Annotated in this window: 28 protein-coding genes; 2 read left to right on the plus strand and 26 right to left on the minus strand. The window is 59.4% G+C overall.

Translation table 11 applies throughout. The features are described 5' to 3' along the window. Positions 1-22: 22 nt before the first annotated feature. The 23 genes from LOY28_RS23705 to LOY28_RS23815 form a co-directional block, all read right to left on the minus strand. Positions 23-319: a phage tail assembly protein gene (locus tag LOY28_RS23705; protein WP_018926972.1), complete on the minus strand. Its 297-nt coding sequence runs from the start codon at positions 317-319 to the stop codon at positions 23-25. Next, positions 316-663: a phage tail tube protein gene (locus LOY28_RS23710; RefSeq protein ID WP_018926973.1), complete on the minus strand. Its 348-nt coding sequence runs from the start codon at positions 661-663 to the stop codon at positions 316-318. Before LOY28_RS23710 ends, LOY28_RS23705 begins: the two co-directional genes overlap by 4 nt. Positions 664-730: 67 nt before the next feature. Next, positions 731-2,227, minus strand: a complete 1,497-nt coding sequence (locus LOY28_RS23715) for a phage tail sheath subtilisin-like domain-containing protein (RefSeq protein ID WP_064620025.1) — start codon at positions 2,225-2,227, stop codon at positions 731-733. Beyond that, positions 2,227-2,409 (minus strand): DUF2635 domain-containing protein, encoded by a 183-nt coding sequence (locus LOY28_RS23720; RefSeq protein WP_007907211.1) that lies wholly within the window; start codon positions 2,407-2,409, stop codon positions 2,227-2,229. Before LOY28_RS23720 ends, LOY28_RS23715 begins: the two co-directional genes overlap by 1 nt. Further along, on the minus strand, positions 2,406-2,990 hold the full coding sequence (locus LOY28_RS23725) for a hypothetical protein (protein WP_258612629.1): 585 nt from the start codon (positions 2,988-2,990) through the stop codon (positions 2,406-2,408). The genes LOY28_RS23720 and LOY28_RS23725 overlap by 4 nt, the downstream gene beginning before the upstream one ends. Before the next feature lie 100 nt (positions 2,991-3,090). Further along, positions 3,091-4,107, minus strand: coding sequence for a contractile injection system protein, VgrG/Pvc8 family (locus LOY28_RS23730; RefSeq protein ID WP_018926976.1), 1,017 nt, complete (start codon positions 4,105-4,107; stop codon positions 3,091-3,093). 9 nt (positions 4,108-4,116) lie between these two features. Beyond that, a complete protein-coding gene (locus LOY28_RS23735) occupies positions 4,117-4,329 on the minus strand; it encodes a tail protein X (RefSeq protein ID WP_018926977.1) in 213 nt (70 codons plus the stop codon). After that, positions 4,322-4,705 (minus strand): phage tail protein, encoded by a 384-nt coding sequence (locus LOY28_RS23740; RefSeq protein ID WP_258612630.1) that lies wholly within the window; start codon positions 4,703-4,705, stop codon positions 4,322-4,324. The genes LOY28_RS23735 and LOY28_RS23740 overlap by 8 nt, the downstream gene beginning before the upstream one ends. Then, a complete protein-coding gene (locus tag LOY28_RS23745; RefSeq protein ID WP_258612631.1) occupies positions 4,705-6,864 on the minus strand; it encodes a phage tail tape measure protein in 2,160 nt (719 codons plus the stop codon). The genes LOY28_RS23740 and LOY28_RS23745 overlap by 1 nt, the downstream gene beginning before the upstream one ends. 128 nt (positions 6,865-6,992) lie before the next feature. Continuing rightward, positions 6,993-7,574: a phage tail assembly protein gene (locus tag LOY28_RS23750; RefSeq protein ID WP_018926981.1), complete on the minus strand. Its 582-nt coding sequence runs from the start codon at positions 7,572-7,574 to the stop codon at positions 6,993-6,995. 117 nt (positions 7,575-7,691) lie between these two features. Further along, positions 7,692-8,198, minus strand: coding sequence for a phage major tail tube protein (locus LOY28_RS23755; RefSeq protein ID WP_018926982.1), 507 nt, complete (start codon positions 8,196-8,198; stop codon positions 7,692-7,694). Then, positions 8,198-9,364: a tail protein gene (locus LOY28_RS23760; protein ID WP_019647825.1), complete on the minus strand. Its 1,167-nt coding sequence runs from the start codon at positions 9,362-9,364 to the stop codon at positions 8,198-8,200. The genes LOY28_RS23755 and LOY28_RS23760 overlap by 1 nt, the downstream gene beginning before the upstream one ends. A gap of 2 nt (positions 9,365-9,366) precedes the next feature. After that, entirely contained in the window at positions 9,367-9,576 is a 210-nt protein-coding gene (locus tag LOY28_RS23765) for a hypothetical protein (protein WP_258612632.1), read from the minus strand. Between the two features lie 101 nt (positions 9,577-9,677). Next, positions 9,678-10,232, minus strand: a complete 555-nt coding sequence (locus LOY28_RS23770; protein ID WP_018926985.1) for a DUF4376 domain-containing protein — start codon at positions 10,230-10,232, stop codon at positions 9,678-9,680. Positions 10,233-10,242: 10 nt separating this feature from the next. Further along, positions 10,243-12,132, minus strand: coding sequence for a phage tail protein (locus LOY28_RS23775; RefSeq protein ID WP_018926986.1), 1,890 nt, complete (start codon positions 12,130-12,132; stop codon positions 10,243-10,245). Further along, positions 12,133-12,768 carry a phage tail protein I gene (locus LOY28_RS23780; protein WP_105340294.1) on the minus strand — a complete coding sequence of 212 codons (636 nt, stop codon included), beginning with the start codon at positions 12,766-12,768 and terminating at the stop codon, positions 12,133-12,135. Further along, entirely contained in the window at positions 12,765-13,760 is a 996-nt protein-coding gene (locus LOY28_RS23785) for a baseplate J/gp47 family protein (protein ID WP_258612633.1), read from the minus strand. The genes LOY28_RS23780 and LOY28_RS23785 overlap by 4 nt, the downstream gene beginning before the upstream one ends. Beyond that, positions 13,757-14,089 (minus strand): phage baseplate protein, encoded by a 333-nt coding sequence (locus LOY28_RS23790; protein ID WP_018926989.1) that lies wholly within the window; start codon positions 14,087-14,089, stop codon positions 13,757-13,759. The genes LOY28_RS23785 and LOY28_RS23790 overlap by 4 nt, the downstream gene beginning before the upstream one ends. 10 nt (positions 14,090-14,099) lie before the next feature. Next, positions 14,100-14,711, minus strand: coding sequence for a phage baseplate assembly protein V (locus LOY28_RS23795; RefSeq protein ID WP_258612634.1), 612 nt, complete (start codon positions 14,709-14,711; stop codon positions 14,100-14,102). A 3-nt stretch (positions 14,712-14,714) separates the two neighbouring features. Further along, complete coding sequence (locus LOY28_RS23800) at positions 14,715-15,227, minus strand: hypothetical protein (protein WP_018926991.1); 513 nt, start codon at positions 15,225-15,227, stop codon at positions 14,715-14,717. Between the two features lie 47 nt (positions 15,228-15,274). Beyond that, positions 15,275-15,625 (minus strand): phage holin family protein, encoded by a 351-nt coding sequence (locus LOY28_RS23805; RefSeq protein WP_018926992.1) that lies wholly within the window; start codon positions 15,623-15,625, stop codon positions 15,275-15,277. Positions 15,626-15,742: 117 nt separating this feature from the next. Then, positions 15,743-16,162, minus strand: coding sequence for a tail fiber assembly protein (locus tag LOY28_RS23810; RefSeq protein WP_018926993.1), 420 nt, complete (start codon positions 16,160-16,162; stop codon positions 15,743-15,745). 516 nt (positions 16,163-16,678) lie between these two features. Continuing rightward, positions 16,679-17,413, minus strand: a complete 735-nt coding sequence (locus LOY28_RS23815; RefSeq protein ID WP_026286486.1) for an XRE family transcriptional regulator — start codon at positions 17,411-17,413, stop codon at positions 16,679-16,681. Positions 17,414-17,612: 199 nt separating this feature from the next. On the opposite strand from LOY28_RS23815, the gene mutS reads away from it, so the two are divergent. Beyond that, positions 17,613-20,192 (plus strand): DNA mismatch repair protein MutS, encoded by a 2,580-nt coding sequence (gene mutS / locus LOY28_RS23820; protein ID WP_258612635.1) that lies wholly within the window; start codon positions 17,613-17,615, stop codon positions 20,190-20,192. A 142-nt stretch (positions 20,193-20,334) separates the two neighbouring features. Next, positions 20,335-20,658, plus strand: coding sequence for a ferredoxin FdxA (gene fdxA, locus LOY28_RS23825; protein ID WP_007940535.1), 324 nt, complete (start codon positions 20,335-20,337; stop codon positions 20,656-20,658). Between the two features lie 489 nt (positions 20,659-21,147). On the opposite strand, the gene rpoS is transcribed toward fdxA, so the two are convergent. The 3 genes from rpoS to LOY28_RS23840 form a co-directional block, all read right to left on the minus strand. Then, positions 21,148-22,155 (minus strand): RNA polymerase sigma factor RpoS, encoded by a 1,008-nt coding sequence (gene rpoS / locus LOY28_RS23830; protein WP_007940534.1) that lies wholly within the window; start codon positions 22,153-22,155, stop codon positions 21,148-21,150. A gap of 107 nt (positions 22,156-22,262) precedes the next feature. Beyond that, the gene (locus LOY28_RS23835) at positions 22,263-23,120 is read right to left on the minus strand and encodes a peptidoglycan DD-metalloendopeptidase family protein (protein WP_026286488.1); all 858 of its coding nucleotides are present in this window, start codon (positions 23,118-23,120) and stop codon (positions 22,263-22,265) included. Positions 23,121-23,331: 211 nt separating this feature from the next. Continuing rightward, positions 23,332-23,967: a protein-L-isoaspartate(D-aspartate) O-methyltransferase gene (locus tag LOY28_RS23840; protein ID WP_173861137.1), complete on the minus strand. Its 636-nt coding sequence runs from the start codon at positions 23,965-23,967 to the stop codon at positions 23,332-23,334. Positions 23,968-24,007 lie beyond the last annotated feature (40 nt).

The following is a 24,007-nucleotide window of genomic DNA, read 5'->3' on the forward strand; positions in this document are numbered from 1 at the left end:
GCCAGGTCATAGGCGACTGCGATCAGGTCGGTGATGGCTCCGACGCCGCACTCATGAAAAAACTCGCGACCGCCCAACTCAGCGTATTGAGGTCAGCCAGATCCAGCTGGTTGACCGACGACGGCGGGATGCCGGCGCACACGGCGATGTATTTGGCCGCGACGTCCATGTCGAGGCTGACCTCTTCGCTCTTGTCGATCTTGTACGGCAGCGCCTTGATCGCTCGCACTTCCTGCACCGTCGGGCGGCGCAGGTTGAGCTCGGTCAAGGGCTCGCCGTGGGCTTCGATCGCAACTTGAAGCTTCACGGCGTTGCTCATTGCCAGGTCCCCTTGATGCCTTCGAATTTCAGTTCGATGGTGGCGTCGTCGCCTTTGGATACCGGCTCTTCCACCAGGTAGGCGCCGGCCAGTACGTAGACTTTGCCGTTGCTGAATTCGCAGGTGACGGTCATGTCGGAGCCTGCGATCAGTTGCTTGAGCGGGAAGTCCGCGGTGTGCAGCGCCGTCACTTTGAACGACGGCGCGATGTCGGTTTCCTTGTAGAAGCCCGGCACGACGGTTTCCCGTTTTACGGCCATCAATGGTGCTTCGCAGCCGCCGTTGATGGTCAATTGAGCGCCGTCCACTTTGACGTAGCAGGTGCCCGCAATCAGTTGACCCATGGTGTTTCTCCCTTCAAATAAAAAGCCCACGCGCGGTGGGCCGAATTCACACAGTCAAAGGCAGCGATCAGGCTGCGTCGTCGTACTGCAGACGGAACTGGTTGAGCAGCGCGAACACGCGCAGGCCGTTGATGTAGTCCGGCGGGAACAGCACATTGACCCGACTCGGGTCCTGGGTGTCGCGCTCGACGATCAGGTGTTCGGCGAACAGCTCGGCGTTTTCCACATGGCCTTCCAGTTCGAGCTTGGCGTACTGGGCGATCAGCTCACCGCGAATGGTGCTCGGGGTAACTATTGGCTGGCCGGCGCCGAAACGGGTGCCGTCGGAGGCCAGTTTGTGGCGACCGTATTTGCTGGTGATCACGCTTTGCAGACGACGCACGATGAACGCCGACTGGTGCATGGTTTCGCTGTCCAGGTAGGAGTTGTCTGCCTGGCCGTAGGCGTTCTTCTGATAGGTGGTGATCGAACGCTGAATGCGCACGTAGCCGCCTTCGTAATACGCGGTGGCGATGCCGTAGTTGAGCAGCGACTGACGCTCGGTCAGGGTGAACCGCTCGCTCGCCGGAGCCGGGTCGAGACCTGGCAGGCTGCCGCTTTGGGTCGGACGGCTGGCGTCGGCCGAGATGAACACCGAGGTGCGCGCAGCCAGTGCGGCCGCCTGCACCCAGAACGGTTGCGGTACACCCGGTTCCAGCGCCTGGATGGTCATGTGCTGGTCGTTACGCGCTTGCCCTGCCGCCACCAGAGTGCCGACGGTGCCGCGCTTGGCGCTATAGACGTGACCGAACAATTGCTTGGCCCAGGACCAACGACCGGTGCTGTCATCCATGACCGCTTGCCAGGTGTTGAGCGTCGACAGATCCGACCACGGCATGCAGATGAACTCGAACGGTTCATCGCCCAGCGCCGCCACGGCAGCCACTTGATCCGGCACACCGGCACCGCCGGTCATGGCGGTGATGGCCGAGGTCAGGCCCGCCGGGGTTTCTTCGCCGTTGCTCTTGCCCAGGCGATTGAATTGCAGGCTGATGTCGTTGCCGCTGTCACCAGTCCATTTGGCACTCAGGGTGACCACGCCTCCGACCGCCGCCGCAGTGACTGGCAGATCAGCGCTGGCATTGATTTTCAGGGCCAGGGCGGTGGCCGCTTGCGCCGCGGTGGCGCCGTTGACGATGGCTGCCTGAACGCGAACTCCGCCGACGTACAGGTTGAGCACGCCGCTTTGGGTCGCCGCACCGGTCAGAGTCAGCACGCCTTTGGCAATGCTGCCTTCGGTGCTGTGCAGCGGCAGGCACCAGATCTCGCCGATCGGGTCGGTCTTGCGCCAGGTTTCGTACATCGAGGCGAGCATCGAGCCCTGGCCGCCAATGCTTTTGGCCAGCGCCACGCTGGACACCAGCACCAGTTTGCCGGCATCGGCTGGCGCGATGTTGTCGTTGACCTGAGCGACAATCAGACGGCGCATGGCCGACGACGCGCTATTGGCGGCCGAGTTGTCCATTTCGGCATAGAACAGCGGAACACGAATGTCCGCGGGGATGTTGCTGAATCCGATCGCCATTATTTGGCTCCCTGTGGTTTCGCCGCTTTCACGGCTTTGGTAGTGATATCGCCATCGGCCAGACGTCGACGCCACCAGGCGTTGTCCGGCACTTCACGGCCCTCGAGGGGCAACAGATCGCCCGCTTCCGGGTCCGGCACGACACGGCCCGGGGCCGGCAGCACGGTGATGCGTTTGCTCATGGGGTTACGTCTCCAGAGAAAGTCAGTTCCAGGCGCCCGTCGGGGCCTGGGCGTTGCAGATTGGGGTCCGCCGGGTCGATCGCATCGACCCGCACGGTGACCCCGGTAAAGGACGACAAGCCGTCCAGTTCACGCTCGTGCCAGCTCTGTGCCGGTTGCCCCGGCAAATTGCGGCCGAGCTGGAATTCGGCGAAAAAGCGCAGGCGATAGAGCACACGGCTGCTGTTGATGGAAACCAGCTCACCGCCGTCGTAAGCGATGGCGTTGTAGTCGTTGCCAGGCTTGAAACCCACCAGTGCGCGCCACAGTTCGGCGCGCAGGTCGTGCAACAGATCCAGCGCTTTTGTAGCGTCCGTGGTGTCGAGCACCAGGGTGACTTCGAAGCGGTCGCGGATCGGTTGCAGCATCAGGTTTTGCGCCACGCTTTTGCTCGCCACATCGGCGATGGGGACGACGTAGGCGCAAGGCGTGGCGAGCGGGTTGTTGGCTTGCAGGGTGGTGAGGTCAATGCCCGCCGCCACACGATTGGCCAGGCTCGGGCATTGCTCACGCAGCTGCGTGAGGATCGGCGTGATCTTCATGAGGGCGCTCCAGAATCGAATGAAATGAGTGAGCAGCGACGCAAATTTTTGTAGCAGCTGCCGAAGGCTGCTACGGGGCGGGGGTGATTTTGGGTGTGGGCTATGCCTTGGCGTCCAGGCAGGTCGCGTCAATCTTGCAGCGATAGCTTTTTTCTCGGTCGCCGGTGGCGGTGACCTTGTCGATCGACCAACGCCCGCGCATGAAATCCGGCCAGGTGGGGTCCAGCAGCACGACCCCTTCAGCGGACAACCCCGGATTGCCAGGGCATTCGATCGTCACCTTGAGTGCTTCGCGCATCATCCGACGGGTCTCGCCTTCGGCGGCGGCCCGGGCATCGTCTGCGCTCTGAAACCGCTGGCGAAGGGTCTTGAACGGCGCGATGCCGCTCTCCTCGACCCGCACTTTACCGGCCGCCGCGTCCCACCAACTGGTCTTGCAGCCCTGGTATTTCGCCCGGGCGGTTTCATCCAGGACGGCGGAGATAAAGGCGTGATCGCCTGGGCGATTGTTGGTCGTCACCGACAGCTTTATGGTCGGCAGAACTTTGCCCGATAACGATTTCGCCTGACCGCGCCGTGCCAGCACATACAGCTCGTTGACCGGTTTGGCGACGGCATCATGCAGGTAGGCCAGTCGCGTCAGAAAACCCATGTCGGTTTCGTTGGACTGGTCGATGTGCGCGATTTTTATCAGCGACAGGTCCGGGGCCACACGAGGGGAAAACCCGTGCCTGGATGTCAACTGGCGGAACAAGGCACCCAAGGTCGTCGGACCATGGCTGACCGATCGGCGCTGTTTGAACCCGGTCTGATCCGTCGCACTGAACGGCGCCGCCGTGGCCACCAGCGTCAGACGCAGGGGAAACAGAGTCGGCGTGCGCCGGGTAATGACGAACTCGCCTTTATCCACCAGCCCCGATTCCAGATAACCGACCCGCAGGCCGATTTTTCCGCCCAGGCTGGGCAACCCTTCAAGCCCATCCAGACTGATCACGAGCGTCAGTTGATCGGATTCAATTCCCGCTGCGTCGATGTGTGTCCAACTGATTAATCGTTCGTTGAGCAGCGCAGCATTCGCGCCGTAAATTTCCACAGCAGGCGTGAAACCCAGTGACATGCTGCCTCCTTAATCCCAGGCCGAAACCGGTGTGGGTGCGACGGGTTTCGAATCCACTTCCGGCAGCACAACCCACAACCCCGCCGGCAATATTGCCCCCCATTCGGCAAGCTCCGGATTAAGACGCCAAAGCGCTTCTTCGGTGGCATCGTCACCACGCTCAAGCTCGCGGTACAGCAACAGATTCACCGAATCACCGGCGATACTTCGAACCCTACGCATTGGCGAACTCCGTCAACTCGATAGTCCAATCGACCACCATCGCGGTGCCGTCATCAAGGATGTTGTTTTGGGTTTCCGACACCTTGTTGATCTGCCACAGACCCCAGTTGCGGCCGATGCCGTCAACCAAGGGCAAAGGGATGCGCAGCGCCTGCAAGGCACGCAGCTCATCGAGCCGATCCATGGCGGTCGCGTACATCGACTTGCCTGTTATCGTCAGCCCTTGCAGGCCTTGGCCGACCTGACTGGATTTGGGTTTGCTGGTGAGGATGTCGATGCTCTTCCAGCCGCCGTCCGAGGTGCGCACCAGGCTGTGGTAAGCGAAGCTTCTGGACAGGCCGAAAATGAAACTGCCGAGTGCCATTTGCTGACGCATCACGTACCTCCATCAGTCAGGGCCGCATCACTTCGCATGGCGAGTGAGTTGGGCATGGTCATGAGTCCGAATTGACCCGTGATCTGTTGCACAACCAGGTTCGCCAATTGACTGGCGCTGGCCTGATCCTGGCCGTTGATGTAGATGTTCGCGTTAACCGTGTTCTGTTGATTACTCGTCTGGGCGTTGGTCAGGTCTTTGCTGACCTGATCTGGAGCGGCGAGCTTGTCGGCGGGTGTAGCGAGTTTCTCACCCAGCCATTCCCCTCCCCAACTGCCCGCCATTCCCCCCAACAAACCACCGATTACGCCACCGACCGCCGTGCCCAGAACAGGCACCACGCTGCCGATCAGGGCGCCGGCAGCAGCGCCAGCATAAGTACCGGCGAGTCCGCCACCGGCCGAGCCCAGCGCCCCGCCGACCGCTTTGGTATCACCCGCCTGCAAGCCTTTGACGGCATCGTAACCAGCACTGAGCAGCATCAGCGGCGCGACCCGCTTGGTGACTGCCGAGCCCATTCTGGCGGCACCCAGCAAGCGACTCCCCGTCGACATACGTGGCAGTTTGGCTGCGCTTTTTGGGATGGGCTTGATCGCGGCTTTTCCAGGAGCTGCGCTTTTTCCGGCCCTTGCGCCTCGGGATTGCTTTTTGCCCTTACGACCGCGCTCCTTGGCATCGGCTGTCAGATCCCCCGTTTCGGGAATCGGTCGCGCACCTGCCAGGACCAGAAGTTTTGTTGCTGCGGCGGTGATGGCCGAGGCCATCGCGACCTTGATTTCAGCACCACGCGCCAACGCAATGGCTCCCGCGAGCACCAGCAATCCTGCAGTAGCTTTCGGTTGTGCTTCAGCGACCCCGCTCAAGCCATCGGCCAATGCGCCGAGCGACACCATCAAACCATCAGTCAACGGCGCCAGGGCATTGCCGCCCGCCGCGAACATCCGGTTCTTACTCGCATCCAGCGCATTCCAGCGCCCTTGCGAGGTTTCCCCAAGCGCCTCGGCGGATTTCGCTACGGAACCGTTGAACTTCGGCAACGTCCCGTCGGATGTCCGCTCGGACACCAGTAAAAAAGCCTTTTGGACGTCTTCCGGTTTTTTCAACAGTTCAAGAATCGCCGCGTTATCACCAAACAATGTCTTGGTCAGTGACTGCTGTTCTTCTGCAGGTTTTTTCTTCAGTGCTTCAAGCACCAGGTTGATCGTTCCCGGCGCGTCCTTGCGCAGGCCATCAGCCAACATCCCTGGATTGAATTTGCCGTCCAGGTCAGACCAAGCCTTGCGCTGTTCCGGTGAAGCCGCGTCCCCCTTGGCCAAAACCGTGGTGAAACCTTTCAAAGCTTCACCGGCACCGGCCTTGTCCGCGCCGCTGTTCAAGAACGCCGCCGCGAGCGCCGCCATCTGTTCCGGCGTCATGCCCGCGGCGATGCCCGCCTCGCCACTGCGTTGCACCACAGAACCGATGTCTGCCGCTTTGACATTCAGACCGCTGTTGCCGAGATGGTTGGTTGCATCCGCCAGACTCAGGCTTTGTCCGCGATCCAGCTTCATCGAATTACGCCAACCCAACAGCATCTCGCTGGCGGCCTTGACGTCGAGATTGAACGCCGACGCCGTCACCGCGCTATCTCGGGTGAAGTTCAGCAGTTCGTCCTGCTTTTTAGCCGGGTCGAGCCCGTCCCCGATACCCGCCTTCGCCGCCGCCAACTCGACCTGAGCCAGTTGAACCGCCGTTGCCCCGCTCGGAGCAACCTGCTTGTCAGTGGCCATTTTCAGGTTGGCCTCCGACAGTTTCTGCAACTGGACGTTGTCCAGTTTCAGCACTTGGTTGAGCTCAACCATCGCCAATTCGGTCGCCATCGCCGACTTGAGCAAATCCGGCGGCGTGCGCTGATCAACCTCAGCCTTTAACTTGGACTTTGGTTCACTGCTTGCCGCGGGCATCGAAGCACTCGCCTTGAGCAGCGACTGCTGCGACGACAGGGCAATGTTCAGCAACGCCAGCGCTTCGCGAAGCTTGACCTGTTCCGACACCAGCAGACGGATGTCGAGGCTGGCCGTGGTCAGTGCCAGGTTCAGGCCCGACGTTTCAGAGGCGCTGCCCAGTTGCGGCAATTCGATGCTTGCCGCACCGGACAGTGAATACTTACTGCCTGCCATCCTGCTCTACTCCTGTTTCACGCCAAGGCGAGTGATCGCGATGTCGTAGCGGCGCAAGGCCTTGCCGGCGTCCCACTCCAGAATCTCCGCCTCACTTACCGAGTAAATGAGCGGCACCACATCGAGGATTACTTCGATGTCGCGCTCCGAAAGAAGTCCGCCGGTTTGTTTAAAAAATCGTCGATGCGTACCTGAAGCTGTGTCCAGTCGGGCACGGTCAGCAGGTCCAGATCGGGCAACATCAGCCCGGTGCAATGAGCGGTGATGAACTCGGCGCGTTCCTTGGCCGTCTTCAGTTTTTTCATTGCTTTGGTGGCGCGCAGCACCGGCATTTCCAGGGTCAGCGAGGTCATGCTGCGGCCTGCCACGTTGAGCGGTTGCAGCAGTGACACTTGATCGGGGTCTACCGATTGTTCGCCCTGCGCTTGCTGTTCCAGAAAGTACGAAGCCGGGCGAGTCGACATCTCATGCACGTACTGCGCGATGCTCACGTAGTCCGGGCGTTTGAGCTGGTCCAGTTCCTTGACCGACAACCCCGTGGCCAATCTGGCCAGCTCGAAGAACTGATCGTCCTCATCATCGCCGGCACGGGCCAGGGCCTCTTTTTGCGCGGCGTAGTACAACGGTTTGAGTTGGATCTGCTCGATCTCGGATCCGTCATCACCGGTAATTGGTGACAACAGGACATGCTTGGGAGGTATCCAGGACATGTAAGAAATTCCTTGGTGATTCATGAAAGGCTGCTGCGCAGGGATCTGTTTGCCACAATCCTTGTGGGAGCGAGCCTGCCCGCTCCCACAGGTTGTGCGCCTTGGTTGGCCTTCGTGTTACGGCAGCAACACGGCGCGGCGGGCATCACCGAGAATGTCGACGCCGTTGAGCACGAACTTCTGGGTGCGCACGTCGACATCGATCACTGGAACGCCGTTTTCCAGGCGGTTGTAGGTGCGGCAGGAGAGCTCCAGGGTGGTCTTGGGTTTTTCACCCATTTTCACGATGGCTTCCTCGAGGACCTTCAGCTTGCCGCCGACGGTGTGGTAGGTGAACCAGGTGTTACCGTCCTGATCCTGACCGGCTTCACGCACGTTCAGCAGGATGTCGTCGCCCAGCTTCACGCCCAGCGCCAGCATCACTTCGGGACCGGCGCCCTGCAGGATCAACTTGGCGCCCAGGGCCTTGGCGCTCTTGGCCATCTCCTCGACGATGAAGCGGCCGCCGACCATGTTTTCCATGTCGAACTCGATCTTCGGCGGTGTGAACTCTTCCACGGTCGCCGACAACGGCAGGCCTTGCAGGGTGGCCGCGATGGCCTGTCTTACGCGGTTGGTAAACATTAGAGAACGTCCTCCAGGAACTGCTCGATGATTTCATCGCGGGCGTTGAGTTGATAAATCATGTGTTCGTTCGGTGCGTAGCGGCCGTAGTCGATGACCACATACCAGGTACCGTTTTTGTACTTCTCGACGCTGTTCAATTCCGGGTGCAGGTACACGCTGCCGCCGGGGATGGTTTCGTCGGCGACCAGGGTTTGCAGCCAGTCGTTGATGCGCTTGACCTCCTGATCCATGAACGACTTGGTCAGGTTCTTGGCCATGGCTTTCTGACCGGCCTTTACCAGCTTGCGGCTGATCGCATCTTCAAGGCCTACATAGCTGATGAACTTGCCGGTGACGGAGCGGTTACCCAGCAGCGAGAAGCCGCCGAGGATGGTCCGGGCGTAGTAGCTGATGCCGTAACGGTTGAGCAGATCGCCTTCGGTGGAGGTGTCGAGGATGTTGTATTCCACGACTCGCGAAACGTCTTCGGCGTAGGTCACCTGGTTGCCCGGGCTCTCCCATTGCTTGACCTTGGCGAGCGCGGCGATGGCCAGGCTCGATGGCGCCAGGAACACGTTTTTCTTCGCAGCCTTGGAGTACACCGACGGCATGTTGTGCACCAGCAGGCAGCGGTCGAAACCGAGGTCCGCGCCGCCCAGCTCCTTGCTGTAAGTCACTTGATCGGCGACTGCGGCATCCTTGCCGTCGAGTACCACGCGAGCCTTGATGCGTTTGCCGAACGAGGCGAACTCACTGGCCACTGCTTTGGTGCCGGTGAAACCCGGCGCACCGATGATCGTCAGGTCTTCCGGCACACCACCAAGTGCGGCCAGACCCAGTTTGCGACCGGTCACTGGCTCGATGCCGCCGATCACGTTATTCAGGGTGTCGGCGGGGGTTGCGCCCTCTTCGACGATGACCACGTAGACCGGCACCTTGACCACTTTGAGGATCTGGAACACCGCGTGGAACAACGTGCCCGACTCGGTGCCGGTCGGGTCCAGCAGCGCCTGGGTGGTGAAGCTGTTGATGCGGAACGGGGCGTTACGCGGAATCAGCAGATCCGCTTTCGGCGCAGTGCCGACCAGACCGATGACGTTGTCACCCAGGCCACCCATGGCCTCGGGGGATTCAGTGGCATTGACGGTAATGCCGTTGTGCTCGAAGTTCAAAACCTCAGCCATGGTTATTCAGCCTTCTTGGCAGCGGCCTTCAAGGCCTTGTTGGTTGTAGAGGCCGACTCGGCAGCCTCGGTTTTTTTCAGCTCCAGACGACCAGCGCTGCGCAACGCACTGGCCTCCACATCAAGCAGGTCGAGTTCTTGACCGACGCTCGACCAGTGGCCACCCCCGGTGGGGAATGGGACGAGCACGGTGTAGGTTTGGCGTAGTGCCATTTGGGTTTCTCCAGAAATGAAAAAGCCCCTTTGGAGGAAGGGGCTGTCGGGTGTTGTTGGGTGTTTGGCGGAAAAGAAAACGCCCCGGGGGTGCGGGGCGTTTATTGGGGCTCTAAAGGCTCTGGCTCAGGCGGTGTCAGTGAATCCGGCCAACCCTCGGTCAGCATGTCGCTGCTGTAACTCCCTGTCTCGATCGCGCGCAACAACGCTAGCTCTCGATCAAAGCAGGCCTGGACATGCTCCCGCACCGCCGTCGCGATTGCGATCAGTTGCGGCGCGTTCAGCTCGATAAAACCGGCGGCGGTTTTCCAGTTGCACCTGTAGGCCGGATCAAGAATCGCCGACACAGCAGCACCGGCAATCAAGGCCTGCCCGTCTCGGGTGGTGTCGATTACAGAACCATCGACGGTAATGCCCACGCCTTCGCGCTTGTAGCGCTCGCTGGCAATCATTGCCGGGTAGTCTGGTGCAACCTCGGGAAACGGTTGTTTGGTGATTTCGCCGTTTGCGCCGAGCCCCCACACCCCATCCGTTTCTTGGGTGATCTTAAGAAATAGATCCGCATCGAGTGCGACGGCGGAGCTTGGGATCTCATGAATCCCCTCGACCAGACAGGTCATCAAGGTGAAGTCTTCGTTAAATACTGCGTATTTCATAGACATAACCTCAGTGGCCTACGGCCAACCAGCGGTAGTTAGCAGCACCACCACCAGCGGAATAATGATAAATACTGATGGCTGTTTTGCTAGTCGCATTCACGCCCCCGCAAAATGCCGTCCCGATACCCGAGACGGCATTTGCTGAGACGAATGCATTCAGAATTGCATTTGGAAATGCGATTGGAAGCGAAACAGAAACCCCGGCGCCGCTAGCGATTGAAGCCGATGTTCCCCACTGAAAAATAAAACTGCCTAGCCAACTCGGCAGCGCGATATAGCCATTGGTGCCAAGACTGATCGAAAAGCCGAACCGTAGCTTCTTGGGGGTAACAATCGTTGCATCGTCCACGCCAGCATCGACAAACGGCTGCATTGCAATTTTCGCCGTGCCTTGGTTTATTTCCGTGGCCTGCTGTGCCAAAGCGGCCAGCGCGGCGATATCAATGTTTCCCTGATTGATCGGCGCGTTCCAAGCCTTGATGCACCACATGACGGCGAGGTTACGGGGACGCGTTTCCGCGGAGGTGCGCGCCACTTTCGAAGCATCAAAATACACGCCATGGTAGGCGCCTTTCTGGTTGAGCGGAGTTGAGGACGTGCTCATGTTGCTTAACGTGAACGCGCCGCCTGCCGTGGTGATATCGAGATAGCCGTCAAACGTACCAGTGATGTTCTGTAAGGTATCAACCTGATAACTGCCGATTGTCCGGCCGCCATCAACACCGCGTCCATGATCCCAACCGCGCAGGAATTCGCCGCGTCCATCCGGCAAACGAAAATTTCCAGCGCCCTCGTCGCCCTTGTTGTACTTGCCGGCGAGATAAGCACTCAGATCCGGATAAAGCGCAGCACTCTTGACGCTGTTATCCAGCTCAAGAAAGCCCATCGGTGGCGTATCACCGGGAAACGCGACAATCGCCCCCACCGGCAACATCGAGGCGCTGGCAATCATCCCCTCGATTTCAGTTTTGGTGTAGCTGTCCTTGATCCCGAACCCAGCCAGCGTTTCGGGGTTCGCGCCCGCCGTCGCTCGACCGTATTTGTCCACGGTCAGGCTTTTGTAAGTCCCCGGTGCAATGCCGGTACGACCGGCCAGCATCTCAAAAGTCAGCGCGGTGGTGCCGAGAGTGATCGGCCCGTTAGTAGTCAGGTGCCACAGCGAATCACCATTCTGCGTGCCCTCTTCTACCATCACGGTCAGGCCCGGCGTGACCTTGGCGCTGACGTTGGCATCGTTCGCCCGAACCCAGTCACCGTTGGCCACGATCCACAGACCGTTATCCTTGGCCAACGTCTGATTCGGCAGCAGAACCCGGTCACCGGCAATCACTGCAACTCCGTCGACCTGCTTTGCACCGTTCAACACCACGTTGCCGGTTGCCGCGACACGCACGGACTGCTTGCCATCAAGTTTGCCGAGCTCTTCAGCGAGGTAACTCATCACCCACGCACGCGTCGCTTTCACAACCGTGTCATCAATCAACAACGTCACCAGCGCCGCATTACTGGTCTCGAAAATCGAACGAATGTAGAACTCTTTCCCCGAGCCCGAAGTCGCCAGCACCGGCTTGAACGACTCCGGATATTTGACGATGGCGTAAAGAATCCCGGTATCAGTCCAGATCCCAGCCTCACGTACATACCAACCACCCACTTCAGGCGGGATAGTCACTTCGGCCAGCAACCAGCTCGGATTCTTCTCATCCTGGAACAGCGCATTGAGCGGCCCGCGCCACACTTCGCGTTTCAGTGCCGTGGCAGTGGCAGCCGGGTTGTAAACCGCGCCGCCGCCGTCGCCGACGGAAATCTGCGACAGTTTGATCGGTGTGCCCGCTGCCTTGCAGGCGGTTTCGTAGGCGATCCCCGCATTGGTGAGCAGGGTGTAATAGTCGGCCATTTAGGACCCCTGAGGATAAATAGTGGAGGTTTCGACGGTGTAGAGCCCGGCGGCCATGAAGGCCTGACCCGAGGCTTCAAGCCCTTCGATGACGATCGGATACACCGTGGTCAGCTCGCCGCAGACGGTGGCGGCGCCGATGACGTGACTGCCGAATGCGCTCAAGCCGACGGAAACCTTCAAGGTGTCGCGTTCGCTTTTGGCATCGGCCAGGCGTCGGTCGAGACGGGTGTCGATTTCTTCGCTGTAGGGCTGTTCGGTGAAGGCCCTGACGGAAAAGCTGTAAGGCGGGCCGGGTGGTGTTTGTTCGTACCAGGCGCGCACCTCAGGCATCAATTGCAATCCCTTGGCCGCGTTTTCCAGTGCTTTTCGCGTCCCGGCCTGCCGTGCGGTGGGCCAGGCCAGTTCCACCGTCAGGCGTTTTTCCGCCTCGGTCGCCTCGGTGCTCCATTCGCTGACCCCGCGATCCGCGCCCAGGTACGGCAGGAATGCCAGGGGTGTTTTGGCGGGGTTCATCAGTTCGGGGAACGGCGGGTCAATGCGCTCAAGCAACCGGGCGAAACCGAGATCAAGCGCCCTTTCCAGTGGTGAGCTGTTGGCCGGCAACAGGCTCGGGCGAGGTGTGTCGTCACTCATAACGTATCCACCTCGACCTCGACGCCCGTGCAATACGGCGCTTGAAAAGCGCTCGTCACAATCGGCGCTACCGGCTCAAGGATTTGCAGTTGAACCGCCCCGGCGCTGTGCAGCGTGTAGTCGATCCAGCTCGGGTCCACCCGCCCTTCCAGGCGATGACAGGCATCGGCATACGCCTGCAGCTGCTGTTGCGCGGCAACCTTGGTCAGCCCGGAATCGGGGCCCGGGTTGATCTTCGCGATCACCCGGATTTTGTAGTTCTTGATTTGCGCGCCCTGCACGGTAACCAGGTCCGTTTCGGGCCGGACATCAGGCCGGGCGAAATGCTGGCGAACACCGTCAAGCAGCGCTTCGGACGGCGTGCCATCGCCCTCTCGGGAAAGCACCGTAACCGTGACTTCGCCTGGCGCGGTCCGGCGCCCGTTGCCGTCCTTGACCTGCGCGACATAGCCGTCCGGATCGAAGGTGTAAGTGACCGTCACCACACCCGCCGCTGTGGTTTCCACCTTCACGACAGGCCGTTCGCCAAGGGTGAAGATCTCGCGCCGATACTGCATCCGCGAGCCCGCCGCCGGTGCATGGGGCGCCAGGTAATAACGCAACCGGGCGTCGTCATCGCTCTCGTAGACCGGATCGATCGGCGGGAATGCCGCCGGATCGCCCGGGTCCAGCAACTGGCGCTCAAGCCCCATGTCCGCGAGGCGCGCGTCGAGGTTGGTGCCGGTGGCCCACCACGCCAGCATCTGCTTGATGCGAGCGTTGTATTTACGTTCGTGGGTTTGCAGCCGCACACAAAACGCCTCAAGGGCCAGGGTCAGCAACTCGCTTTCGTTTTCCAGGCTGACTGCAAGCTTGGCCGCGCTCTCGGGGGAACGGGCGCCGACGTACTCGACAACGAAGGTCTTGAACTCCGCGAGCAGATCCTCGAACGCTTCGACCGTGACGATTGCCGGTTCGGCCAACTGGTTCTGGCCAGGTATCAACATACTCATGCCACCACCTCGAAGGTCTGTTGGCGGTTTTTCCAGGTGCCGGCGAAACGCAACAACAACCCGGCACCGTAGCGGCTGGCCACAATGACCTGCGGCTCGAAATCGTCGATGCCGTTGTATTTGTTGTAAAACGCTTGGGCGGCATGGCTCTGGGCGAGAATCAGCAGGTCGTCGCCAAGGTTCTGCCCCAGCAACTCGGTGAGTGCGCAACCATACAAAGGGCGCTTCTGACGCGTGCCCAACGGCGTGGTCAGCGCCCGAGTGGCGCGCTGCACAAACTGCAGCCAGTCGTCGACCGTTGCGCCGGTGTTTCTATCGATTCCGATCATGGGAAGCTCTTTATGCGGTACTGATGACGCGACCCTGGTGATCCACCAACGGGCCGCTCAGATGCACACCGGAAGCGTCGAGCCGCAGGCTGACGGCGCCCAGTTGCAATTCGATGGCCTCAGGCCTCATCGCCAGCCTCGCCGGGCCGATGTTCAACTCGAGGGATTCACGGGAACCGGTGAACGCCGCCGGGCCGTTCTTCCAGTGCAGGACATGACTGGCGTGGTCGTAACCGTTTTCCGTGCCGTCTTGATAGAGGCGACGCGTCAGCGATGCATGTGTCGAGACGGGCGGGAACTGACCGCCGTTGAGACCGAACAACGCCACCGACTGCCCGCCGCCCTCGCCACCGCCGTGGTTCAGCAGCAAACACTGCTCACCCACGGAAGGAATCCGCGACTCGCTCTGTGCCCCGGCGCTTGGGTTGAAAAACCGGATCGCCGGGGTGAGCAGTTCCCCATGACGGACCTTGCAGGTATTGCTGGCCGCATCGACTTCCTGACACACGCCGATACGACAGAAACTGTCGGCACGCCGGTGCAAGTCTTCGAGCTCGGTTTCCATCTCGGCCAAACGCTCGATGATCGGCCCCAGTTGCATACGTAACAGCGCATCAAACATGGATCAGCCCTCGAGTGCGGTGTATTGATCCGGGTCGTCGATGTTCGACACCTCCCAGGTACGGGCAAATTTCGGGATGCCCAACGGGTCTTCGAGCAGCGTCGGGCCGAGGTACAGGGTTTGGGTAAATGAAACGGTCCAGGCGGTGTACTCCCGTGCATCGCTGATAAACGTGGACGGGATGCCATCAATGTTCATCGGCAGATCGCATTGCTCGCCCGGCAGTTTCCAGCGGTTATCGACGACCAGGCTTTTCAACTCACTGGCCAGATCGCACGCCGCCAACCCTGCACCGGGCAACACGGCTTGCAAGGAAACCGTCAGGACATGAGCGATACGTCCGTCGTTGGCACGGATGCCCGGCGCATCGCGTTCGATGGCGATCAGCACCCAGGGCAGATCGACAGTGCCGTCGAAGTCTTGATGACTCCCGACCTTCAAGCCGGGAATGGCGGTACGCAACGTCTCGGCAATGGCAGAAAACAGCTGCGACGGTTTTTCGATGACAGCAGGCATCAATGGCCTCCTATTCCTATGGCAATACGAAGATCAGCGACGCCGGTTCACTGTTGATCGGGACGAGAATCGCGCGGTGGCACTTCACAAACGCCAATCCGCTTGGCGGCCCAACGTTCGTAAAGTCCGATGGCCACGTCCGCCCCGGCCATCGCCGTCAGGCAGCCAAAGGCGCCGGCGGCCCAGATCGACAGGCCCGCGGCGTACAACAGCATGATCGCCGAGACGCCGCAGATCATGCAGGCCCCGGACCGCAGGGCCAGGCGCCGCAGCAGTGACCAGCCACGGGCGCCCTCCTTGTCGGCGCGCCACATTTCGCCGGACACCCCGCCCGCCACGGCGAGGAGGATGACCAGCCAGATCGGCATGTCCAGCAACGCTTGTTGCTCGTTTGTCATGTCACGCCTCCTGGGGTGATTGATGAGTGATGTGTGTTGGATTCAATCGATGTCTCTTGAGGTAGGCATTCCAAAAAGCCCGGAGCATTCCGGGCTTTTCAGTAATGCGCTCCGTTTTTACGGCAGCTCAGGCCAAACGATGGTCAGCGGAAAACCTGGCTGTTTGTTGACCTGAGTAAAGGCAACGCAATACTCCTTGAAGGCAGTCAGGTAAGCCTGCTCGGCAGCAGTGGCCACGCCCAGATCAACTTTGAATTGCAATCCCGACGACGCCACGCTGGTCATGACACTGTCGAGCCGCTTGGTTTTTTCATTGCGCATTTGTTCACCTAGCGCAGATTGCGGCCAAGGGAACCCGGAATTGAACGACCAGAGGCCATCGCTGTTGACTGCGTTGTAGCCGTAGTCAACCTGATTGCTCGAACTGCCGGTGACGTCGACCCAGAGTTGATCGACTGGGAACTCGTCAGTGATCGGATTGACCGTCTCGTAGATGTTGTCGACTTTTCCGTTTACTACACGTGCGTATTTCTTCATTTTCATATCCTTATTGATCGCCGGGCATCCCGGCACACGTTGATCTGCCTGCATCAGGTAGGCATTCCAAAAAGCCCAGTGTGAAACCGGGCTTTTCAGTAATGCGCTCCTTCGCCTTCCTTTAATCCCGTGTCAAAAAGGAAGCTGACTTTTCGGCGCTACTGGCGCGGTACGAGTCCATTCAAATTGTTTTTCCGACCGCGGTCCCTGCCCGCCGGATAACTGCTTCTGGTGCTTTACGCTGCACACCCGGGTCAGTTGCCAACCCTCTGAACCGTTGAGGCCGATTCATCGCTGCCTTTGTGGTGGAACTAAAGAGCTTCGTTTCGAGCCGCTTTGTTGAGCGGCTTGAGACAAAGAATATGCATGGATGCATATACAGTCAATGCATGAATGCATTTATTTATGCGCAATAAATGCACAGGCGCATGAAAGTCCCACAGACAAAGGCGTTGGCGGTTTTTGGCAGGCGAAAAAAACCCGTCGGGCGACGGGTTTAATCTGACAGTGGTGAGGTTAGCGGGCGTACATGCCCCACCAGAAGACGTGACCAAGGATGACGATTTGCTCTTCCTGGATTTCTTGGAAGCTGTAGTCCTCGTCCGGATGCTCATCGCGATTGAAGCTGCGCAGGCGAATCCCGGTCGGCAGGCGATAAAGCTGTTTCACCCGCAACTGGCCATTGTGGTTGATGGCGTACAGGTCGCCGTCGATGATGTCGCCAATCCCGCATTTACCGGCATTCACCCCCACCGTGGCGCCGTCGCGCAGTACCGGCAACATGCTGTTGCCACGCACGGTCACGCATTTGGCCTGGTCGAACTGCACACCGTTGTGGCGCAAGCTGCGCTTGCCGAAGCGCAGGCTAGAGCGCTCACTCTCTTCGATGACGAATCTTCCTGATCCAGCAGCCAATTCAACCTCGCGAAGAAAGGGGACCGACACCTCGTCGTCATCGACAGGCGTGTCGTCGTCCCACAGGCTTATGTCCTTGAGTTCCGAATGCAATTCATCACGCCCGGCGCCGGCAGCCGGCGCGACATCCGCGCGGCCCCGCAACTGATCGGTGCTCACAGCAAAGTATTCGGCAATCTTCGAGATATGTTTATCCGAAGGATCGACGATCTTCCCGCTGAGGATGCGCGAGAGAGTGGATTGAGGCACGCCAGTGCGACGGTGAAGCTCCGTGGGGGAGATCCCGTGCTGATCGAGCAGCGCTCTTAAGACGGTAGAAACATTGCGTTTTTGCATAACGCGAATAGTGCTTGATCTTTTTTCGGAAGACAAATGCCAAATTGCATAATTTGTGCATAGACCCACGAAAAATAGCCTTAAGGCTTTCATGCCTGCGTCGGGCGGACCGCCCATGGTAACCTTGCGCCCATCGCGGAAAAGCCGGGCCGATGCCCCTCCTTTGCCCCACACCTTTCAACGAATTTGCCTATATCCGATGAATAAAGCCGTCTCCGATCTGTCCTCCCACACGCCAATGATGCAGCAATACTGGCGCCTGAAGAACCAGCACCCCGACCAGCTGATGTTCTATCGCATGGGCGACTTCTACGAGATCTTCTATGAAGACGCGAAGAAGGCCGCCAAGTTGCTGGACATCACCCTGACGGCTCGTGGGCAATCGGCGGGTCAGGCGATTCCGATGTGTGGGATTCCTTACCACGCTGCGGAAGGTTACCTGGCGAAACTGGTGAAGCTTGGCGAATCGGTGGTGATCTGCGAGCAGGTCGGCGACCCGGCCACCAGCAAAGGGCCGGTGGATCGTCAGGTGGTGCGGATCATCACGCCCGGCACGGTCAGCGATGAAGCGCTGCTGGATGAGCGCCGGGACAACCTGATCGCGGCGGTGCTGGGTGACGAGCGTCTGTTCGGTTTGGCGGTGCTGGACATCACCAGCGGCAACTTCACGGTGCTGGAGATCAAGGGCTGGGAAAACCTGCTGGCGGAACTGGAGCGGGTCAATCCGGTGGAGCTGATGATCCCTGACGACTGGCCGAAAGACTTGCCAGCGGAGAAACGTCGTGGGGTTCGTCGCCGTGCGCCGTGGGATTTCGAGCGCGACTCGGCGTTGAAAAGTCTTTGCCAGCAGTTTTCCACTCAAGACCTGAAAGGCTTCGGCTGCGAGAACCTGACCCTGGCCATCGGCGCTGCTGGCTGCCTGCTCAGCTACGCCAAGGAAACCCAGCGCACCGCCCTGCCGCATTTGCGCAGCCTGCGTCATGAGCGTCTGGACGACACCGTGGTGCTGGACGGCGCCAGCCGTCGCAACCTGGAACTGGACACCAACCTGGCTGGCGGTCGTGACAACACGTTGCAATCAGTGGTCGACCGCTGCCAGACCGCCATGGGCAGCCGTTTGCTGACCCGCTGGCTGAACCGTCCGCTGCGGGATTTGACGGTACTACTGGCACGCCAGACGTCGATCACCTGCCTGCTGGACCGTTATCGTTTCGAGAAACTGCAACCGCAGCTCAAGGAAATCGGTGACATCGAGCGGATTCTGGCGCGGATCGGCCTGCGCAATGCCCGTCCTCGTGACCTGGCGCGCCTGCGCGATGCCCTCGGCGCACTGCCAGAGTTGCAGGTGGCGATGGCCGAGCTTGAAGCTCCGCACATCATGCAATTGGCGACGACCACCAGCACCTATCCGGAACTCGCGGCGCTGCTGGAAAAAGCCATCATCGACAACCCGCCAGCGGTGATCCGTGACGGCGGCGTGTTGAAAACCGGTTACGACAGCGAACTCGACGAGCTGCAATCGCTCAGCGAAAACGCCGGGCAGTTCCTGATCGATCTGGAAGCCCGGGAGAAGGCCCGCACCGGCCTGGCCAACCTGAAAGTCGGTTACAACCGCATTCACGGCTACTTCATTGAGTTGCCGAGCAAGCAGGCCGAGTCGGCACCGGCGGACTATATCCGTCGCCAGACCCTCAAGGGTGCCGAGCGCTTCATCACCCCGGAACTGAAAGCGTTCGAAGACAAGGCGCTGTCGGCCAAGAGCCGTGCCCTGGCGCGCGAGAAGATGCTCTACGAAGCACTGCTCGAAGACCTGATCGCTCAATTGCCGCCCTTGCAGGACACCGCTGCCGCACTGGCCGAGCTGGACGTGCTGAGCAACCTCGCCGAGCGTGCACTGAATCTGGACCTGAACTGCCCGCGCTTCGTCAACGAGCCATGCATGCGCATCAGCCAGGGTCGTCACCCGGTGGTCGAGCAAGTACTCACCACACCGTTCGTGGCCAACGACCTGAGCCTCGATGACAGCACCCGCATGCTGGTGATCACCGGTCCGAACATGGGCGGTAAATCCACCTACATGCGCCAGACCGCGTTGATCGTGCTGCTGGCGCACATCGGTAGCTTCGTGCCGGCGGCCAGTTGCGAATTGTCCCTGGTCGACCGGATCTTCACCCGGATCGGTTCCAGCGACGACCTGGCGGGTGGGCGTTCGACGTTCATGGTCGAAATGAGCGAAACCGCAAACATCCTGCACAACGCCACCGAGCGCAGCCTGGTGCTGATGGACGAAGTCGGTCGCGGCACCAGCACCTTCGACGGCCTGTCCCTGGCGTGGGCCGCGGCCGAGCGTCTGGCACAACTGCGGGCCTATACACTGTTCGCCACTCACTATTTCGAGCTGACGGTGCTGCCGGAAGCCCAGCCGCTAGTAGCCAACGTGCACCTCAATGCCACCGAGCACAACGAACGCATCGTGTTCCTGCACCACGTGCTGCCTGGGCCTGCCAGCCAGAGCTATGGCCTGGCGGTTGCACAGTTGGCCGGGGTGCCGAGCGAAGTGATCGTGCGTGCCCGTGAACACTTGAGCCGGCTGGAATCCACGGCGCTGCCCCATGAAGTGCCGACGCCGGCCAAAGGCAAATCCGTTGCGCCGCAGCAGAGCGACATGTTCGCCAGCCTGCCGCATCCGGTGCTGGATGAACTGGCCAAACTTGATCTGGATGACCTGACACCACGCAGGGCTTTGGAAATGCTCTATACATTAAAGACACGGATCTAACGCACTTGCCTGCAAGCTGTTAGAATCTCGCGCGGTTTGGGATGCTGCAGGCTCATAGCCTGGCCTGCAGACTATCGCTCCCGAACCTGGCGACCCCGTCCTGAAGGGGCTCCGCTGCCGCCGCCTGAGGAGAAAATTAGAAATGACCTTCGTCGTCACCGACAACTGCATCAAGTGCAAGTACACCGACTGCGTAGAAGTCTGTCCGGTGGACTGCTTTTACGAAGGCCCGAACTTCCTGGTGATTCACCCGGATGAGTGCATCGACTGCGCACTGTGCGAACCAGAATGCCCTGCCGTGGCCATCTTCTCTGAAGATGAAGTTCCCGCCGGTATGGAAAACTTCATTCAGCTGAACATGGAATTGGCCGAGGTATGGCCAAACATCACTGAACGGAAAGATCCATTGCCCGATTCCGCTGAATGGGATGGCAAGCCAGGCAAGATCGAACACCTCGAACGCTGATTTCCCTCGCGTTCCAGAAAAGGCCCCTTGCGGGCCTTTTTGCTTTTCTGCAGGCAAAAAAAAAGGGGCGGTTTGACCCGCCCACATTTTTTCCCTATTCCATGTGTTCCTTTTCATCGTCCTGATGAATCGCATCCTGCGATGTCCGTTCCCCTCTTCCTTGAAGGGCGTGTCTATCCGTCGACACAGTTCAAATACTAGAGGATTCCCCACCAAGAGCAATCGGCCTCCATGACTGAAATCATCTGTAATATGCTGTTAACTCAATAAAATAATCATATAAATCAATAACTTATAAATACAGCATCCTTCGAATAGACAACTACCAGGGTGTAAAAATAATGAACACTTACGAAAGAGTAAGCAAAGACTTACACCACGAGACTACAAACCTGAGGTGGCGCTAATACCAACGCGCCTCTCTCATCTTGCCGACAACAAAAAGCCCCGAACCAGTCGGGGCTTTTGGTTGACGGTTGAGCGAATGGCTTATTGGAACAGCGACTCACTCGACAGGCCGTTTTTCTCGAGAATCTCCCGAAGACGCTTGAGGCCTTCAACCTGGATTTGCCTGACCCGCTCCCGGGTAAGGCCGATTTCCAGGCCGACATCTTCAAGCGTACTGCTCTCGTGACCTCGCAAGCCGAAGCGGCGTACGACCACCTCGCGTTGCTTGTCGGTCAGCTCCGAAAGCCATTGATCGATGCTCTGCGACAGATCGTCATCCTGCAACAGTTCACATGGATCGGTCGGGCGGTCGTCGGTCAGGGTGTCCAGCAGGGTTTTATCCGAATCCGGACCCAGCGAGACGTCGACCGAAGAAACCCGCTCGTTCAGGCCAAGCATGCGCTTGACCTCGCCTACCGGTTTCTCCAGCAGGTTGGCAATTTCTTCGGGTGAGGGTTCATGGTCGAGCTTTTGAGTCAGCTCCCGTGCAGCCCGCAAGTACACGTTGAGCTCTTTGACCACATGAATAGGTAGCCGGATGGTCCGGGTCTGATTCATGATCGCGCGTTCGATGGTCTGACGAATCCACCAGGTGGCGTAGGTCGAAAAGCGGAAGCCGCGTTCTGGATCGAACTTTTCCACTGCCCGGATCAGGCCGAGGTTACCCTCTTCGATCAGGTCCAGCAGCGACAGCCCACGATTGACGTAACGCCGGGCGATTTTCACCACCAGCCGCAGGTTGCTTTCAATCATGCGCTTGCGTCCGGCCGGATCACCACTTTGCGACAGGCGTGCAAAATGAACTTCTTCTTCCGGGGAGAGCAATGGGGAAAAGCCGATTTCATTGAGGTACAGCTGCGTGGCATCGAGTGCCCGGGTGTAGTCGATGTACTTGTGTTGCTTTAACGAAGCGGAGTGTCTGGATTTGGCACGAACGGAAGGTGGTGCATCCCCTTCATCATTCGACATCGAATCCATAGCGATGCCGGTCTCCATAAGGAGAACCTCATCGTCGATGTCAAACTCCGGCACTTCTTTACTGAGAGCCATTGTTATAGTCCTTTGGTGAGTTCGACCTCAAGCTCAAGCGGCGCCTTGATCCCTGGCAACGCTGGAGCCTGTTCCCTCTACGTGACGGAACAGGCTTGGCTAACAAATCAACGACGTGGCAGGAACTGCAGCGGATCTACAGGTTTACCTTGTCGGCGAATCTCAAAATGCAGTTTCACCCGGTCTGTACCCGTTGACCCCATTTCGGCAATTGTCTGTCCGACTTTGACCTGCTGCCCCTCCCGAACCAACAGCCTGCGGTTGTGACCGTAGGCACTGACGTAGGTATCGCTGTGTTTGATGATGACTAATTCGCCGTAGCCCCTTAAGCCACTCCCGGCGTATACCACCGTCCCATCAGACGCAGCTAAAACAGGCTGTCCCAAATCTCCGGCGATATCAATTCCTTTATTCAAACTACCGTTTGAAGAGAATTTTCCAATCAGAATGCCATTAGAAGGCCACCCCCAGCCCGTCGGGGCCGGACCGGCAGGAGGCAGTGGAGCGGGTGCCGGTTTGCTGGCGACGGACGGTGCGAGCACCGTTGTACTGGTCGTTGTGCCATTTGCCTGACGCCGAATTACCGTGGTTTTGCTCGACGACGAAGGCGAGGAACTGGACGAACTCACCACCGCTGCCGGCGTTGAATCGTTGCGACCGTCGAAGCGAATCGTCTGACCCGGATGGATCGTGTAAGGCGTAGGAATGTTGTTCCTTGCCGCGAGGGCTTTGTAGTCCCAGCCGTAGCGAAAGGCGATGGAAAACAACGTGTCCTTGGGTCGAACAATGTACTGGCCGGTGGTTACGGCCGGACGCTGGGCGACCGCGTTGTTGCGATCGACAACTCCCGCGCTACTCGATTTGGTGCTGGAGCAACCGACCAGCAAGGTACTCAAGACAAGACCAGTCACCAGACGCTGAAAGCTCGTTATACCCATTCGCTGCGCAACGACTGTGAGACTCACCCGCCGCTCCCTTTGTGGTGGCTGAAAATATGAATTGCCGTGTTTCGGCACGAAATGTCGCAAGTATAACGGGCCGAACAGGCTTTACCTTTAATGAAGCGGATTCGCTTCACGCACACGTTTGCTGCCTGATGATGAATTCTGTTTAACCCATCGATGCCGCTGTAAGACCCGGGCAATCGAAGAGAATTCAGCACGTTGAAACAAATGCTCAGGCCAGCGGCCCGTTGAGTAGTGGCACAAAGCGCACTGCCCCCAGAACACGCCTGGAAAAGCCTTGTTCTTCACGGATGATCAGCATCAATTGTTGAACTTCACCAGAGCCGACCGGAATCACCAATCGCCCGCCCGGTGCCAATTGATCGAGCAGCGCCTGAGGCACGTCGGTGGCCACGGCGGTCACAATGATGCCGTTGTAAGGCGCCAGCGCCGGCCAGCCTTCCCAGCCATCGCCCCAGCGAAATACCACATTGCGCAGGTTCAGCTCCACCAGGCGCTCCTTGGCTCGATCTTGCAGAACCTTGATGCGCTCGACGGAAAAAACCCGCTCGACCAGTTGCGACAGCACCGCTGTCTGGTAACCCGAACCAGTACCGATTTCCAGCACCTTGTCCAACGGGCCGGCTTCCAGCAGCAGCTCGCTCATGCGCGCCACCATATAAGGCTGGGAGATCGTCTGGTTATGGCCAATCGGTAGCGCCGTATCTTCATAAGCGCGGTGGGCCAGCGCCTCATCGACGAACAGGTGACGCGGTGTGCGGCGGATGACTTCCAGCACCTTGGCGTTGGACACCCCTTCTTCATAGAGGCGCTGAATCAGACGCTCACGGGTCCGCTGGGAGGTCATCCCGATGCCGCGGTGCAGAATATCGTCTTGTTCACGAGCC

The organism is Pseudomonas sp. B21-017, assembly GCF_024749245.1.
Lineage (GTDB): Bacteria > Pseudomonadota > Gammaproteobacteria > Pseudomonadales > Pseudomonadaceae > Aquipseudomonas.

Bases quoted from the DNA above. Each gene is read 5' to 3' on its own strand.
- LOY28_RS23810 (WP_018926993.1), bottom strand. From the start codon at position 16,162: ATGAAGAAATACGCACGTGTAGTAAACGGAAAAGTCGACAACATCTAC.
- LOY28_RS23730 (WP_018926976.1), bottom strand. From the start codon at position 4,107: ATGTCACTGGGTTTCACGCCTGCTGTGGAAATTTACGGCGCGAATGCT.
- LOY28_RS23775 (WP_018926986.1), bottom strand. From the start codon at position 12,132: ATGGCCGACTATTACACCCTGCTCACCAATGCGGGGATCGCCTACGAA.
- LOY28_RS23765 (WP_258612632.1), bottom strand. From the start codon at position 9,576: ATGGCACTACGCCAAACCTACACCGTGCTCGTCCCATTCCCCACCGGG.
- LOY28_RS23800 (WP_018926991.1), bottom strand. From the start codon at position 15,227: ATGCCTGCTGTCATCGAAAAACCGTCGCAGCTGTTTTCTGCCATTGCC.
- LOY28_RS23745 (WP_258612631.1), bottom strand. From the start codon at position 6,864: ATGGCAGGCAGTAAGTATTCACTGTCCGGTGCGGCAAGCATCGAATTG.
- LOY28_RS23795 (WP_258612634.1), bottom strand. From the start codon at position 14,711: ATGTTTGATGCGCTGTTACGTATGCAACTGGGGCCGATCATCGAGCGT.
- LOY28_RS23755 (WP_018926982.1), bottom strand. From the start codon at position 8,198: ATGTTTACCAACCGCGTAAGACAGGCCATCGCGGCCACCCTGCAAGGC.
- LOY28_RS23720 (WP_007907211.1), bottom strand. From the start codon at position 2,409: ATGAGCAAACGCATCACCGTGCTGCCGGCCCCGGGCCGTGTCGTGCCG.
- LOY28_RS23805 (WP_018926992.1), bottom strand. From the start codon at position 15,625: ATGACAAACGAGCAACAAGCGTTGCTGGACATGCCGATCTGGCTGGTC.
- fdxA (WP_007940535.1), top strand. From the start codon at position 20,335: ATGACCTTCGTCGTCACCGACAACTGCATCAAGTGCAAGTACACCGAC.
- LOY28_RS23815 (WP_026286486.1), bottom strand. From the start codon at position 17,413: ATGCAAAAACGCAATGTTTCTACCGTCTTAAGAGCGCTGCTCGATCAG.
- LOY28_RS23790 (WP_018926989.1), bottom strand. From the start codon at position 14,089: ATGATCGGAATCGATAGAAACACCGGCGCAACGGTCGACGACTGGCTG.
- LOY28_RS23750 (WP_018926981.1), bottom strand. From the start codon at position 7,574: ATGTCCTGGATACCTCCCAAGCATGTCCTGTTGTCACCAATTACCGGT.
- mutS (WP_258612635.1), top strand. From the start codon at position 17,613: ATGAATAAAGCCGTCTCCGATCTGTCCTCCCACACGCCAATGATGCAG.
- LOY28_RS23770 (WP_018926985.1), bottom strand. From the start codon at position 10,232: ATGAAATACGCAGTATTTAACGAAGACTTCACCTTGATGACCTGTCTG.
- LOY28_RS23840 (WP_173861137.1), bottom strand. From the start codon at position 23,967: ATGACCTCCCAGCGGACCCGTGAGCGTCTGATTCAGCGCCTCTATGAA.
- LOY28_RS23780 (WP_105340294.1), bottom strand. From the start codon at position 12,768: ATGAGTGACGACACACCTCGCCCGAGCCTGTTGCCGGCCAACAGCTCA.
- LOY28_RS23715 (WP_064620025.1), bottom strand. From the start codon at position 2,227: ATGGCGATCGGATTCAGCAACATCCCCGCGGACATTCGTGTTCCGCTG.
- LOY28_RS23740 (WP_258612630.1), bottom strand. From the start codon at position 4,705: ATGCGTCAGCAAATGGCACTCGGCAGTTTCATTTTCGGCCTGTCCAGA.
- LOY28_RS23785 (WP_258612633.1), bottom strand. From the start codon at position 13,760: ATGAGTATGTTGATACCTGGCCAGAACCAGTTGGCCGAACCGGCAATC.
- LOY28_RS23725 (WP_258612629.1), bottom strand. From the start codon at position 2,990: ATGAAGATCACGCCGATCCTCACGCAGCTGCGTGAGCAATGCCCGAGC.
- rpoS (WP_007940534.1), bottom strand. From the start codon at position 22,155: ATGGCTCTCAGTAAAGAAGTGCCGGAGTTTGACATCGACGATGAGGTT.
- LOY28_RS23705 (WP_018926972.1), bottom strand. From the start codon at position 319: ATGAGCAACGCCGTGAAGCTTCAAGTTGCGATCGAAGCCCACGGCGAG.
- LOY28_RS23760 (WP_019647825.1), bottom strand. From the start codon at position 9,364: ATGGCTGAGGTTTTGAACTTCGAGCACAACGGCATTACCGTCAATGCC.
- LOY28_RS23735 (WP_018926977.1), bottom strand. From the start codon at position 4,329: ATGCGTAGGGTTCGAAGTATCGCCGGTGATTCGGTGAATCTGTTGCTG.
- LOY28_RS23710 (WP_018926973.1), bottom strand. From the start codon at position 663: ATGGGTCAACTGATTGCGGGCACCTGCTACGTCAAAGTGGACGGCGCT.